17 protein-coding genes are annotated in these 13,927 nt (G+C 53.0%); 8 read left to right on the forward strand and 9 right to left on the reverse strand.

What is annotated here, in order from left to right:
- Positions 1–12: 12 nt before the first annotated feature.
- From FCS97_RS00765 to FCS97_RS00805, 9 genes are all read right to left on the reverse strand, one after another.
- Positions 13–255, reverse strand: coding sequence for a BolA family protein (locus tag FCS97_RS00765; protein ID WP_008247876.1), 243 nt, complete (start codon positions 253–255; stop codon positions 13–15).
- Between the two features lie 33 nt (positions 256–288).
- Complete coding sequence (locus FCS97_RS00770) at positions 289–1,044, reverse strand: ABC transporter permease (RefSeq protein ID WP_138515711.1); 756 nt, start codon at positions 1,042–1,044, stop codon at positions 289–291.
- Entirely contained in the window at positions 1,041–1,949 is a 909-nt protein-coding gene (locus FCS97_RS00775; RefSeq protein WP_138515713.1) for an ABC transporter ATP-binding protein, read from the reverse strand. The genes FCS97_RS00770 and FCS97_RS00775 overlap by 4 nt, the downstream gene beginning before the upstream one ends.
- A 34-nt stretch (positions 1,950–1,983) precedes the next feature.
- Positions 1,984–2,235 (reverse strand): STAS domain-containing protein, encoded by a 252-nt coding sequence (locus FCS97_RS00780; RefSeq protein WP_138515715.1) that lies wholly within the window; start codon positions 2,233–2,235, stop codon positions 1,984–1,986.
- A 1-nt stretch (position 2,236) separates the two neighbouring features.
- A complete protein-coding gene (locus FCS97_RS00785) occupies positions 2,237–2,860 on the reverse strand; it encodes an MlaC/ttg2D family ABC transporter substrate-binding protein (protein ID WP_138515717.1) in 624 nt (207 codons plus the stop codon).
- A 72-nt stretch (positions 2,861–2,932) separates the two neighbouring features.
- Positions 2,933–3,817, reverse strand: a complete 885-nt coding sequence (locus FCS97_RS00790; RefSeq protein WP_246065675.1) for an MlaA family lipoprotein — start codon at positions 3,815–3,817, stop codon at positions 2,933–2,935.
- A gap of 15 nt (positions 3,818–3,832) precedes the next feature.
- Positions 3,833–4,306: an outer membrane lipid asymmetry maintenance protein MlaD gene (gene mlaD, locus FCS97_RS00795; RefSeq protein ID WP_138515719.1), complete on the reverse strand. Its 474-nt coding sequence runs from the start codon at positions 4,304–4,306 to the stop codon at positions 3,833–3,835.
- A 12-nt stretch (positions 4,307–4,318) separates the two neighbouring features.
- Positions 4,319–5,104 carry a lipid asymmetry maintenance ABC transporter permease subunit MlaE gene (mlaE, locus tag FCS97_RS00800; protein ID WP_138515721.1) on the reverse strand — a complete coding sequence of 262 codons (786 nt, stop codon included), beginning with the start codon at positions 5,102–5,104 and terminating at the stop codon, positions 4,319–4,321.
- Positions 5,101–5,889: an ABC transporter ATP-binding protein gene (locus FCS97_RS00805; RefSeq protein WP_138515723.1), complete on the reverse strand. Its 789-nt coding sequence runs from the start codon at positions 5,887–5,889 to the stop codon at positions 5,101–5,103. Before FCS97_RS00805 ends, mlaE begins: the two co-directional genes overlap by 4 nt.
- Before the next feature lie 167 nt (positions 5,890–6,056).
- Between FCS97_RS00805 and FCS97_RS00810 the strand changes: the two genes are divergently transcribed.
- From FCS97_RS00810 to FCS97_RS00845, 8 genes are read left to right on the forward strand one after another with little or no spacing between them, the layout of a single operon-like run.
- A complete protein-coding gene (locus FCS97_RS00810; protein ID WP_171035110.1) occupies positions 6,057–7,997 on the forward strand; it encodes a type II secretion system protein GspD in 1,941 nt (646 codons plus the stop codon).
- Complete coding sequence (locus FCS97_RS00815) at positions 7,994–8,992, forward strand: GspE/PulE family protein (protein ID WP_171035111.1); 999 nt, start codon at positions 7,994–7,996, stop codon at positions 8,990–8,992. Before FCS97_RS00810 ends, FCS97_RS00815 begins: the two co-directional genes overlap by 4 nt.
- The gene (locus tag FCS97_RS00820; protein WP_138515729.1) at positions 8,976–10,019 is read left to right on the forward strand and encodes a type II secretion system F family protein; all 1,044 of its coding nucleotides are present in this window, start codon (positions 8,976–8,978) and stop codon (positions 10,017–10,019) included. The genes FCS97_RS00815 and FCS97_RS00820 overlap by 17 nt, the downstream gene beginning before the upstream one ends.
- Complete coding sequence (locus FCS97_RS00825) at positions 10,016–10,876, forward strand: hypothetical protein (protein ID WP_138515731.1); 861 nt, start codon at positions 10,016–10,018, stop codon at positions 10,874–10,876. The genes FCS97_RS00820 and FCS97_RS00825 overlap by 4 nt, the downstream gene beginning before the upstream one ends.
- Positions 10,873–11,418: a hypothetical protein gene (locus FCS97_RS00830; protein ID WP_138515734.1), complete on the forward strand. Its 546-nt coding sequence runs from the start codon at positions 10,873–10,875 to the stop codon at positions 11,416–11,418. The genes FCS97_RS00825 and FCS97_RS00830 overlap by 4 nt, the downstream gene beginning before the upstream one ends.
- Complete coding sequence (locus FCS97_RS00835) at positions 11,415–12,530, forward strand: hypothetical protein (protein WP_212746420.1); 1,116 nt, start codon at positions 11,415–11,417, stop codon at positions 12,528–12,530. The genes FCS97_RS00830 and FCS97_RS00835 overlap by 4 nt, the downstream gene beginning before the upstream one ends.
- The gene (locus FCS97_RS00840; protein ID WP_138515737.1) at positions 12,527–13,276 is read left to right on the forward strand and encodes a type II secretion system protein; all 750 of its coding nucleotides are present in this window, start codon (positions 12,527–12,529) and stop codon (positions 13,274–13,276) included. The genes FCS97_RS00835 and FCS97_RS00840 overlap by 4 nt, the downstream gene beginning before the upstream one ends.
- 1 nt (position 13,277) lies before the next feature.
- Positions 13,278–13,922, forward strand: a complete 645-nt coding sequence (locus FCS97_RS00845) for a prepilin-type N-terminal cleavage/methylation domain-containing protein (RefSeq protein ID WP_171035112.1) — start codon at positions 13,278–13,280, stop codon at positions 13,920–13,922.
- Positions 13,923–13,927 lie beyond the last annotated feature (5 nt).

Consider the following 13,927-nt stretch of genomic DNA (forward strand, 5'->3'; position numbering starts at 1 on the left):
AGGGCAGTCCTTTTACGCTTGTTGTTGAGCCCACTCTGCGGGCGTCAATGTTTTCATCGACAGCGCGTGAATCTCGGCACGCATTCTGTCACCCAGTACTGCATACACTTTTTGATGGCGTTGAATGGCGCGCAGTCCTTCAAACGCACTGGCCACGATGACCGCCTCAAAATGCTGACCGTCACCAGACACAGTGAGGTGCTCACATTCCAAGCCCTGCGCAATATAGCCGCGAACGGTTTCAGGCAACAACATGATTTTTCCTATCCTTTTGATTCAACAGCACTATTATCCCCTCAATTTGTAACCAGAGGTCACCATGCGCATCGCAATCACGGTCAAAACAACCCAGGCAGACAGGCCAACGGCCAGGCTAAACCAAGGGCTTACGTCGCTCACGCCAAAAAAGCCGTAACGAAAACCGTCGATGAGGTAGAAAAAGGGATTGAAGTGCGACACGGTTTGCCACACAGCCGGCAAGGAGTGAATGGAGTAGAACACACCCGACAAAAAGGTGGCCGGCATAATGATGAAGTTTTGAAACGCCGCCAGCTGGTCGAACTTTTCAGCCCAAATGCCTGCAATTACACCCATGGTACCCAGCAAGGCCGAGCCCACCAAGGCATGCACGAGAATCCACACCGGGTTGTACACATGCAACCCCACAAAGGCCACAGTAACCAACAACACGCCGAGACCCACTGCAATGCCGCGGGCCATGGAGGCCAGCACATAGGCCGAGAAAAACTCGAAATGGGACAAAGGCGGCAACAGCACAAATACCAGATTGCCGGTAATTTTGGATTGAATCAGGCTGGACGAGGAATTGGCAAATGCGTTTTGCAACACCGACATCATCACCAAACCAGGCACCAGAAAGGCGGCGTAGCTAACGCCGGGATACGGCTCTACCTTGCCATCCAGCACATGAGAGAAGATCATGAGATACAGCAATGCCGTGATCACAGGGGCCAGCACGGTTTGAAAACTGACTTTCCAGAAACGCAGAATTTCTTTCTTGAACAGGGTTTGCCAACCAGTCATTTGGAACCCCCGCTCATCAGTTGAACAAATACCTCTTCAAGATCGGGCTTTTCTATACTGCACTCCAATACATCAAGATGTTCGATTCGGCACTGGGCCAGAATTTGTTCAATTTCAGCTGGTCCGTTCAATGCCAGGGTGTAGCGCCCGTCGGTCACATTGGCTTTCAACACGCGGGCCGCCAAACTGACTGGCAACACACCGTTGAGCTGCAGGTTCAATGTTTGGCTGGCATGCTTCTTCAACAAATTGGGGGTGGTGTCCACGGTGAGCACCTCGCCTTTTTTCAGCATGGCGATGCGATTGCACAGCGTTTCAGCCTCTTCCAGATAGTGGGTGGTCAGCAAAATGGTGTGGCCCTTCTGATTCAGGTCAGCAATGAATTTCCAGAGGGTTTGTCGAAGCTCTACGTCTACACCTGCCGTGGGCTCGTCCAGCACAATTACCGGGGGCTTGTGAACCAAAGCCTGGGCCACCATAACCCTTCGCTTCATGCCGCCCGACAAGGTGCGCATATTGCTGTTGGCCTTGTCCATGAGGCTGAGCGAGTTCAAAAGCTCATCAATCCAGTCGTCGTTGTTCTTCAAGCCGAAGTAGCCTGACTGAAAACGCAGCGTTTCCCGCACCGAGAAGAAGGGGTCAAACACCAATTCTTGAGGCACAATGCCGATGCTTCGGCGGGCATCGCGAAACTGATCCACCACATCAAAACCCATCACCTTGGCCGTTCCGGCGCTGGCGCGGCTTAAACCGGCAATGATGTTGATCAGGGTGGTTTTGCCAGCACCGTTGGGGCCGAGCAAGGCAAAAAACTCCCCTTCCTGAACTGTGAGCGACACATTGTTCAAGGAACGGAACTCGCCAAAAAACTTGGATACTGAGCTTAGCTCTAGTGCAAAAGACATGACTTCTCGCACCCAGCAAGGGTGCTACAGGTTTTTATGAGAAGAGAGATTGTACTCCGTAGGCAGCGATCAAACTGTCCAGCTGCGCGGGAGGATGTTGGAGTTCAAGGGTTTTGTCTGATTTAAGCACTCGCTTGGCCGCCAGAATAACGGCCAAGGCGGTTGAGTCCACATGTTTGACGGCTGAAAAGTCGATGACATGATCGCCCTGCGAGAATGCCTTGGCAACCTCGGCAATCACTTCATCTCCGTTGCGAACGGTAATCTGATCAGCCGAGATCTTCATGTCAGCCCTTGGCGTTCAGGGTTTTCAACGTCTGGATCAAACCATCCACACCGGAATTGGCCAAGACTGGACCGAACTGGGCTTTGTAAGAATCCACCAACCACAGACCCAACACGCTCAAGTCGTAAATCAGCCATTTGCCGTCTTTCTTCTCAACGCGATAGGCCAGGTCTACGGGCGGAGCACCTTTCTGAATAACGCGGCTGTTCACAATCACATCCGTGTCCTCAGGGCGGGCACGCAAACGATCAACCTGCAAGGTTTGATCACCCACCTGAGACAAGGCACCCGAATAGGTTTTCACCAAAAGGGTACGGAACTCCTTGGTAATTTGCTCACGCTGCTCAGGCGTGGCCTCGCGCCACGGGCGGCCCACCACCAGCTGAGTCATTTTCCGAAAGTTGACGTTCGGCATGACCTTTTCATCAATCAGCGCATCAAGCTTCTTGGGATCCGAAATGAGTTCCTGCTTGCGGGCCTTGATTTCAGCCAGCACCTGCGTGCTGAATTTTTCAACAAACTCGTTGGCGGGCACATCTTGGGCCAATGCTGGCTGCACCGCCAAGCCAAAACCCAGTGTTGCCGCAGCAACCCATTGAAATACCTTGTTTACTGCACTGTTCATGATTTTTCCAAAACGTTCATCATTCGTATAAAAACGCAATACCTACCGGGTGGTTGACCACACTGACGCCAATCAGTTCAACAAGCCAAGACCAGACTTGGCCCGTTCACTTTGCTGCAAATCGACAGGCAGGTTTGCATCGGGCTGCACATTCCAAGGTGTGCTGGCTGGTTCAAGCTGCACCAAGGCGGCCTTGAAGGGCGGAAAGTGCTGGGGAACCTCGCTGCGCGACTCTTCCTCAAAATCCTCATAACCCTGATCAGCGGGATCTGGCGCTCCGTCTCGTACCAGGCTGGCACGGCGCTTCAAATAAGCGTCACGGACAAAAGCGTATTGATCCAGCGCCACGCGCTCGACCAGGTCGGTTGCTGGCAACAGGCGCGCACGTGCGCTGACCGCGCTCAGCAACACCAAGCTATTGCGAGCCCTTACATTGTCGTAGTGGTAAAGCGGATCAAGTGACGCACTAACAAACCGAGCCGAGCCGTCTCGCAAGGTGCTGGGGCCCAAAAAGGGCAAGATCAGATAAGGCCCTTGGCCCACGCCCCAAACCCCCAGAGTTTGACCAAAGTCTTCATCGTTCTTCTGGAAACCAAGCTCGGTGGCCACATCGGCGAAACCCACGATACCAATTGTGGTGTTCAATGCAAAACGCGTGATATCGCTGCCCGCATCTTTGGGCTTACCCTGCAACAGATTGTTCACCGCTACCCGAACATCGTCGAGATTGGAGAAAAAATTCCTGACCACCATTTTAACTTCCGGTGGAGTAACCCGGTCATAACCTTGAGCAACGGGTTTGACCACGGCTTTGTCTACAGCCTGATTGAACCCGTCAACGGAGCGGTTGAATCCTTCCAGCGGGTCGGCTTCAGAAGGGGCGCGCATGCTGGTGCATGCCGTGGACAAGCCAAGCACGCTGAGCAGCAAGATCACTTTTCGAATGGACACTAGCACTTCAAATCCCCTTCATCACTTTTCAGAGTTGCCTTCGCTGGCTTTGCTGAACAAAAACTGGCTTATCAAGTTTTCAAGCACCACAGCGGATTGCGTGCGAGCAAACTTTTCTCCGCCTGCCAAATTTTCAAGGTCACCACCCACCTCAATACCCACGTATTGTTCACCCAGCAGGCCCGAGGTAAGAATTCTAGCTGAAGAGTCCTTGGGAAACTCGAACCCTTCCTCCAAATCCAGGGCGACTACCGCACGAAATGTAACCGGATCAAGATTGATGTTGGCCACGCGGCCCACCGTAACCCCTGCACTTTTAACCGGTGCGCGCGGCTTTAACCCACCAATGTTGTCAAATTCCGCGATTACCCGATATTGGTCACCAGTGGTGAAAGAACTCAAATTACCGGCCTTCAAGGCCAGAAACACGAGGGCCAGTGCACCAATCAGCACAAACAGACCCACCCAAAAATCCACTGCCGTGTTCTTTTTCATACCTTCAATCCATTAAATACTGAACATGAGTGCTGTAAGCACAAAATCGAGACCCAAAATTGTCAGGGAAGAAATAACAACTGTCCGCGTGGTGGCTCTGGAAACGCCCTCGGGGGTGGGCTGACATGCGTAGCCCTGAAACAGGGCAATTGAACTGACAGCCACGCCGAACACCACACTTTTAATCACGCCATTGAGAATGTCGTCGCGCACATCTACGCCAGCCTGCATTTGGGACCAAAATGCACCCGCATCCACGCCAATCAGCAACACGCCCACCACATAACCACCAAAAATACCCACGGCACTGAACAAACCCGCCAGCAACGGCAAGGAGATCAAGCCCGCTATCCAGCGCGGTGAAACAATGCGCGCCTTGGGGTCTACCGCCATCATTTCCATGGCGGTCAGCTGCTCACCTGCCTTCATCAAACCAATTTCGGCGGTCAGCGAGGTACCGGCCCGACCCGCGAACAGCAGGGCCGACACCACCGGGCCCAATTCGCGCACCAATGACAAAGCCACCAACAAACCCAAAGCCTGCTCAGCACCGTATCGGTTCAAGGTGTAATAACCTTGCAAGCCCAGCACGAAACCCACAAAAAGTCCGGAAACCACGATGATGACCAGGGAGTAGTTGCCGATGAAATGGATCTGATCGATGATCAGGCGCGGACGCAGCAGCGCCTTGGGAAGCAACACGCACAAGGTGGCCACAAACCGCGCAAAAACGCCTAGCCCGGCAATGGTGGCAATTACGCCAGCACCCAGACGGGAAACCAAGATAGCCGGGTTCATGCAAAGTCCTCCTGCAAATTGCGGGCGGGGTAATGGAACTTCACGGGCCCCTCCGGCAAACCTTGGATGAACTGCTGAACGTACGGATCCTGATTGGCCTCCACTTCCGCGGGAGAACCTTGGGCCAGCACCTTTCCGTTTGCAATCACGATGACATGGTCGCTGATTGCGAAAGACTCGTGTATGTCGTGAGTCACCACCACAGAGGTGGCCCCAAGGGCATCGTTCAGGGTGCGAATCAAATTGGCGGTAATACCCAGCGAAATGGGATCAAGCCCGGCAAAAGGCTCATCATAGAAAATCAGTTCTGGATCAAGCGCGATGGCCCGGGCCAAAGCCACTCGCCTGCTCATGCCACCCGATATTTCGGACGGAAAAAGATTGCTCGCACCTCGAAGCCCCACGGCATGCAACTTCAGCAACACCAAATCACGAATGGCTGCCTCGGACAAATTGGTGTGTTCGCGCAGCGGAAAAGCCACATTCTCGAACACATTCAAATCGGTAAAAAGAGCACCAAACTGAAAGAGAACACCAATTTTCTTGCGAAAGGCATAAAGCTGTTGGGTGCTTGCAGTGACCACGTTTTGGCCAAGCACCTCCACTTCTCCGCGATTGACCGGGTACTGACCACACATCAAACGCAGCAGTGTGGTTTTCCCTGAACCGGACCCGCCCATGACCGAAACCACTTTGCCCTTTGGAATGTCCAGGGAAATGTTCTCGAGAATCAGTCGATCGCCATAACCGAAGTCCACGTTTTTTAACTGTGCAACAAAGCCCATTGGGGCTCCTTAATAAACGAATACAAGTTTGGGAGGTATTGTACCCCGAAGGACAGGCACTCACCATCCATATGGTGACAGGCTCACTCACAAGGCATGACCTTGAAGCGTGGAAATGGTTTCAGCGAATTATGATTTGCACCACTTCACCCCTGAGAATGCTTCCCGTGATCCGATTGCGCGTCTTTTTAATCTGCCTGGCCATGGCCCTGTCGGCCTGCATGGCCACACCACCGCAACACGGCACCTCAATCTCCAACCCCGAAGTTGGGCACTCACTTGAATTAAGCGCGGTTTTCTGGGCTGACAAAATTCAACACCGCAGCAACGCCTGGCAAAGACATCAACAGACATTTACATTCAGGCTTGAAAACATTCCTGCCAGCCAGGTGCTTGAACTGATCTCGCGCGAACTGCAACTGGGCTACGAAATGGATGGCTGCGGCGCTTCGCCAGTCAGCCTGGTGGGAAAGGACATGCCGCTTCAACAGGTGATTGAAAGCCTGGAATTCCAGGCCGGGGCCAGCGTTGAGTTTGAAGGAAAACAACTGTCCATGCGATGCGAAGTCGACCAGCTTCGCATCTACACCCTTGATTACCTGTCGATCGCCCGACAAATGAACGACTCCTCAAGCCTGAGTTCGGCAATCGCTGGTGGCCCACGCGAATTGACCGATCGCCGAGAAACAGGCAACCGCTCTGAACTTGTTCTTAACAATGCACAGCAACACGACTTGTGGCAAGACATCTCCAGTCAAATCGACCAGATCATTCAGACGCAAGTGAAACCGATTGAACTTTCAACACGGGAGCGGGTGGTTGATGAAGATGAAGACCGCGCTTATGCCAGTACAAGAAACGGCGTGGCGCGCCGAACGCAGCCCAACTTGAGAAGTTCCACTGCGGTGTCCACCGAGAAACGAGACATCACGACCACGCGCAAGGAAACGCGCTCCGGGCGTGTTATTGCCAATCCGGAATCCGGCACTGTGTCGGTGATTGCAAAACCCAGCCAGCACCGCAGGGTGGCTCAGTGGCTGGAACAGGTTCAACGTCGGGTTGACCGGCAAATTGTGATTGAAGCCGTGATTACCGAAATATCGTTGAACGACCGCTACGAGCGTGGAATTGACTGGAACGTGCTTCGGCAAAATGGCATTACGGCTGGCCTTGCAGTACAAGGACTCAATTTGGGCAATCCCGCATTCACCTTGAATGCGATTCGAAACACCAACAGCACTGACACCAGTGTCGCCCTGCGCCTGCTTGAGGAGTTCGGAAAAACGGAAGTGCTGTCCTCTCCGCGCGTGGTTACCATGAACCAACAGGCCGCTGTGCTGAAGGTCATCGACAACCGGGTGTATTTCACAACCGATGTTCAAACCAGCGCGCCCACTCAGAACAGCCCGGCCTTTTCAACTTTTACCACCCAGGTTCAAACCGTACCAGTGGGTTTCTTGATGACGGTGACGCCGCAAATCGCGGACAACAATGCAATTCAACTGCGGGTTCGACCCACACTCAGCCGCATCGTCGGTTTTGTTCAAGACCCAAACCCCGCACTGGAACAACTCAATATTATTAGCCGGGTGCCTGAAGTACAAACCCGTGAACTTGAATCCATCTTGCGTTTGAAAAGCGGCGAAATGGCACTTTTGGGCGGGCTTCGGCAAAAAGAAAACAGCAGTTTGAGGCGTGGCATTCCGGGCGTGCCCAAATCCATTGACTTGATCGCCGAGAGCCAAACACAAGGAGAAACCCACATTGAACTGGTGGTGCTGCTGAAGGCCACTGTGCTGGAGAGTGCTACGGCACAACAGGCCGAGGCCAACAAAGCCCTCGGGGAACTCGACAAGGCGCTGGCTTCCAGCCTGACCATGTACCAGGCCAATCAAACGAAAGCCCTGAACACCCTGCTTGGCTTGTTGATGGAACGCTACCCGGAAACACCTGAACCGTTTTACAACATGGCAATTCATCTAAGCAAACAAGGACAGTTCAAGGAAGCGCTTGCCAACCTTGCGCTGGCTGAAGCCCAATGCAAGCGCAACGATTGCTCGCTTCCACTGCTGACAGTGCGTTCATTGATCCTGGCCAATCTGCAATGACACAGCAACCCAAACCAGACAGCGCTTTTAAAAGCATCGACAACACGATTGCTTATGCTGGTGCATTGAATGCCTCCGACATTCACATCACACCAACCCCCGTTAATTTTCACGTGCGCTTGCGCATCAACGGCTCTCTCGGCCATGCGCTAGACCTCCCTAGCGACACCGGCAGGTCACTGATTCAGGCATTCAAGGCAGAAAGCAAAATGAATATTGCTGAAACGCGCCGGCCTCAAGACGCGCGGCTCACGCGAAACAACATTGACCTTCGACTGGCCACGCATCCCAGCCTGCATGGCGAAAACATGGTGATCCGGCTGCTGAATGGGCACAGGCACATGACACTGAATGGCTTGGGCTTAAGCCCTGCTGCATTGGTGCACATTCATCAACTGCTTACTGAGGTGAACGGATTAACGCTGATTGCAGGCGCCACCGGCAGCGGAAAAACAACCACGCTGCACGCCATGCTCAAGAGCCTGGGTGCGCAGGCCGGTCGAATCGCCACGCTAGAAGACCCAGTGGAAATCATCAATCCCGATGCGGTTCAAACCGACCTTTCGCGGTTGCCGCACATGAATTTTGCCTCGGGCTTGCGTTCGCTCATGCGTCAAGACCCCGACACGATTCTTGTGGGTGAGATCAGGGACGAAGAGACAGCGGAACTCACCCTGAATGCCGCACTTACAGGTCACCGGGTTTTTGCGTCAGTGCATGCACCCGATTGCCTTGGTGCAATCAGCCGACTGACCGAACTGAATGTGCGCTTTGGAAGTTTAATGAACTGCCTGAACGGCATCGTTACCCTGAGGCTAAAACCAGCCGATCAAACCGGGCAGCGCCGATTGTGGACCGAAGCCCTTAATCTTAAAAACATCCCCCGCAGGGAACTGCTCGACTGCAAAGCCATTGGCGAGCTTGCGCACCTTCTATCGCCTTTGAACTACCTTCCTTTTCCAACCCCGGAAAATATCCATGCGCATGAAATCTAAGCCTCTTGGCGAAAAAATCAAGCCATCCACCTGGCGCAACTGGCTGGGACAGTGGGCCGAACTGTTGCAGTCAGGCATGCCAGCACTTGATGCATTGGCTTTGAGCAGCGAACTGCAACACGCGCACTCGCAGGCAGAACTGCTGCGCCTCGGCCTGTCCCGAACTTCCAGGTTCTTGCAGGAGGGACAAAGCCTTCAAACCGCGTTTCGCGCCTCGTTTACCAAAATACCCATGCATCTGGAAATCGCTTTGGTGTGCGCACAGGCCAGCGGCGATCTCGGCACAGCACTGCAAACACAACTGGACCGCTGGAAAATCACCAGCGATGGGCAAGATGCCTTGGGCAAAAGCCTTGTTTATCCGCTGCTGGTATTGACACTGGCCGTCGCATGCTGGGTGCTGCTGCACCAGGTGAGCGCGCCACATTTCACTCAAACCACAGCGTCATCAAGAAACGCAATCAAATGGTCTGATGCTTTGCTTATTGCTGGCGTATTTCTCTTGTTGTTCGCCGGTTACTGCAGAATGCGACAACACAAAGCCAAACCGGAACTGCAAGCGCTGCTGCCACACAATGCCTGGCTGTCCTCGAACTTTTACCACGTGATTGCTTGTGAACTGCATGCCGGGCTGGACCTGATGCACTGTTTGCGCCACCGTACACTGCCTTCAACAAAATGGCTGGGCGTGCTTCAACTGTCTACGGGCACCCTGCTTTCCCTCAACAGTTTGATGCACCGCATTCAACAGCAGTTAAAGCAGGGTATGTCGCTTGGCCAGTCCATGAGTGTCGCGGGTGCCCCGGGCTTTCTGGTGCGCCAAAGCCAACTTGCCGAGCAAACCGGCAACCTGGCCTACTGCTTTTTTCTGGCCGCCAAGGTGTATGAAATGCAGGCGCGAGAAACACAACAACGCTTGCAAAGCACATTGCCAACCATCGCATTGGCCATTGCAGCACTGACACTAGCCCTGGCCTATCAATTCACGCTTGCACCGCTTTACGACAACCTCACGGGTTTGCAATGAACTTGATCCCGATGCATGCCGACGTGTGGGTAATTGAACAGGAACATGTATTCCTGTTCCGTCAAAAAAACCAGCAATGGACAGAAGAACTCAAACTTCCCTACGAAGAATTCAGCGGAAGCGCTGTTGCACTTTCCAGTTTCAGCCTGCTGGACACAGCTGTGTACCTCAACGTTTTTCAGCAGACAAGTACCAGTAAATTTTGGTCAGAGAATCGCTGGGCGGGCATTGCAGAAGACCCGCTCAGAATTGTCGACTCAACAGCCACCGCCTTTCATCAACAGGTGCTGGCTGAATTGAACAGCATTGGAAAAACCGTTCGGGTGATTGCTGCACCAAAACCATCGCAATTCAATCATGGTACTGCAATGGCGTTGCTTGATCGGCAAGAGTTGAAGCTGCTGAAACGTTTCACTGATGCAAGCAAAACAGGCAAGGGTCATTTTCGAAGCAAGCTTCTTCTTTACTTCGGCCTGTGGATGAAGCCAGGCCGAAATTACCAAGCCATTCGCGCGGCGGCGCTCGCCTGCACAGTCTGTACTGTTCTCGTGATGAATTGGCACACCCAACAACAGCAGGCCAAATACGAGAAAATCAGTTTGCAGCGATTTCAAAATTCAGTGAGTGCAGCCACGCGCGATGTCAAAGCGGTTCCATTTGTCGATTGGCTGGAACAAATTCGCAAGTTTGGTCAGGGTCAACGCGCAAACCTCGTATCGCTGAAAATGTCGTGGAATGAACAGGGCGAGATCCTGACTACCGCAGATTTGGCGCGCGATCGAAAACGAGTTCCCAGGGCTTGCACACTCAACCATTCAAAGCAGGCCAAATGTTCAATTGGGGCAATACGCCAATGAGCAGATTCAATCGCACCACCCGGCAAATGGTTCGCTTTCGCATGGTTCGCCCTCTGATTGATCTTCTTTTGCTGCTCGCTGCAATGTACGCATTCATTCAGCTGAATCATCTGGATTTTGAACAGAAGATCAAGCAGAAAACAAACCTGCGAATTCAATCGAAACCAGCCCCAACAAAAGCACTTTACGTTGAAGAAAAGTTCGACACAGAGGCCAACCTTTGGCTGAGCTGGAGTGAATGGATACAAACAAACCAACCAGGCTCTGGACAATGCCTGATCGAGACAAAAGCCAATTCGATTGAGCAACCATTTTACCTGCTGTGTTTCGGAAACCATACTTCGGGCGACCACGCGACTCTGCCCAAAAACTACAATGGACCAGAGCAAAACCTGTTGATTGTTCGCCAAGTTTCAAACACACCTAAGGTGAAAAAAACGCCACCAATCACTGCGGCACCTGAACACAAGATCCAGGGTTGGATGATTACCGGTGAAGGTCAAAAAACATTTGATCCAGCCCAAGGCAAATGGCTGCCATGAAAGCGCGCACCAACCACCAAGGCTACTCCTTACTCGCATTGTTGATCCTGGTCATCATGTTTGGTTTTGCTTCACTTGAATTTCGCAACATGGAAACTTTCAAGCAAAACCTGCTACTTCAACAACAAGCGCGAGAAACACAGACACTCGAACAAATCCGCGCAAGCTTGCTGGGTTTCGCGGCCAATCAGGGCTTACACAGTCAAAGCCATTTGGGTCACCTGCCCTGCCCTGCGCTGTTGCCAGGGGAGCATGCGCAAACGGCATGTTTAAACAAAGCATGGGGCTACCTGCCCATTCAAAGCAAGATTGCAATCAACTACCTGAATGCCGGAATTGATGCACGCGTCAATGATCTGGAATTGTCCAGCAACTCGCAATGGCAATACGCCGTTTCAAGCCAATTGATTCAACCCAATGCCTTGGGTTGGGGGCGTTGGGTCGACTACTCACAACCAGCCATTCAAGTTCGAATTCCTGCCGAAGAAAACCTGATCAAAACAAATCTTGCAGCCGTGGTTGCCAAAACAATTACGCCGATTGCAGAACATCAATACGACATTTCGCCGCCCTACGCTCTGATTCATGTCACCGAGCTTCAGAGGCACATGAAAAAGACACAATCACATCAAATCAAAGCCACACTGCGCGCCTGGCAACAGCTTAATCCGCAATTCAGCATCAACACCGGCATGCCTGAAAACATGGTGCTGAGGACCCAAACTGATACCTACCAGCCGGTTGATTCCGCTTGCCAATGCCGCTGTACCAAAACGCGTTGCAATTGCCATTGCAACAACTCAGGCCAATGGACATCGCCGGCCTCTTGCGCAGACAACAACCCCAACTGTGCAAGCAGTAATATGCAAACCGATTGCACCAGCACAGCCAATTCCGCGTGTCTGTTCGCCGGCCCGGCTGGTTTGAAAAGCGGTTGGCCAGTCAGTCACTTCGAACCCATCGCTGCAATCAACAAATCGTGTCGCCCAACGCTAAGCAATCAGTGCCCCCTCAGCCAGAACAACACGGCCTGTATCTGCCATTTTTCATGGCCAAACAATACCCTGCCCAGCCTTGATCAATTCAGCTTCACATTACCAAGCACACCATGATCCGCCCTCCACAATTCCCTACCTTTCATGCGCGTGGTTTCATGCTGATCGAGGTCGCGCTGGTTGTTGTGCTCATGGCAATTATTCTTGGGCCTGTGCTGCACCTTCTGGCCAGTCAGCGAGAGAAAGAAAAGGTGCTTGCTCACCTGGAGTCACGACAGCGCATACTTGAATCAGTCGAAGGTTTTGTGCTAGCCACCGGCAGGTTGCCCTGCCCAGCCGCGCAAGCCAATGGCGCTGAATCACGCAGCGGTGATAGCTGCACCTACAAGGAAGGCTGGCTACCCATTGCAACACTGGCAAGCTGGGGGCTAGGTGGCCACTGGAAAATGGCAGTGGCCACGCTGGAACAAGCAGGAGAGCCTGCACAAAACGCCCTGGTGTCGGCACAGCCCTTTGCGCAACTCAGCCCACAACAGTTGACTGAAATTGTGATGGCGCCCTACACCGCCAGCTACTCAGTGGGCACAGGGCCATTGCCAGCCATTCACCTTTGCCAGGTGGTGCAAGGCCATGCTTTGCCACACAACCTGAACGCGGGCTGCGGCGCACACACCTTGCTCAATGCGAGCACCGTGTGGCTCGCCTACCCATCTAGCGACCCAATCAATCAAAACCGGTATCAACAGTTTTTCATCAATCCCGATCAACCCGCAGCGAACCCTGTCTGGCTCTCATTTGAACGCCTGAACTGGCTTTGGATGAAACGCGGTGCGCTCGACACACCACACATTCAGGAGAATTAAATTGAAACAGACAAGTAAAAATGGCCAACACGGATTTTCTCTGTTGGAACTGGCGATTGCCCTGGCTGTGCTGGCCATTCTGGCTGGCGGAGTACTGAAGGGGCGAGAGCTGTTGAACAGTGCGCGCGTGCAAGCCACCCTCACCGACATCGCCAATCTTGAAACCGCCTTGTCTGCATTCCAGGCTCGCTACTCTGCCTTGCCCGGCGACTTTATCGCTGCAAGTGCGGCGGGTCTGTCCAACAGCGGTGGCGACGGTAATGGTTTGATTGAAAACGAGGAGGCATGCCAGGTTTTCACACACCTTCAATTGTCTGGTTTCATCCAAGGCGACTTTGCCGGTGGCAGTGACGAAAATGGAAACTGCAACCCAGGCAGCACCATGAACAATCAATTCAGCGGTCAATATTTGCTGAACAACACCATGCAAGGCCCCAACTCCAGAGCAAACGCCATGGCCCTGCTGATTGGCGAAGCTGTACCTGTTGCCCAGCTTGCAGAAATTGATCGTAAACTCGACGATGGCAACGCCCTTCGCGGTGCGGTGCAGGTGCTGAGCGGCGAAGAAGAATTGTGCACCACCGAGACTGGCCAATGGGATGAAGCGCAAGGCTCAAACTGTGCTGCGCTTTACATCATTCGTTGATTGCA

The organism is Limnobacter alexandrii (assembly GCF_005871185.1).
Classification (GTDB): domain Bacteria; phylum Pseudomonadota; class Gammaproteobacteria; order Burkholderiales; family Burkholderiaceae_B; genus Limnobacter; species Limnobacter alexandrii.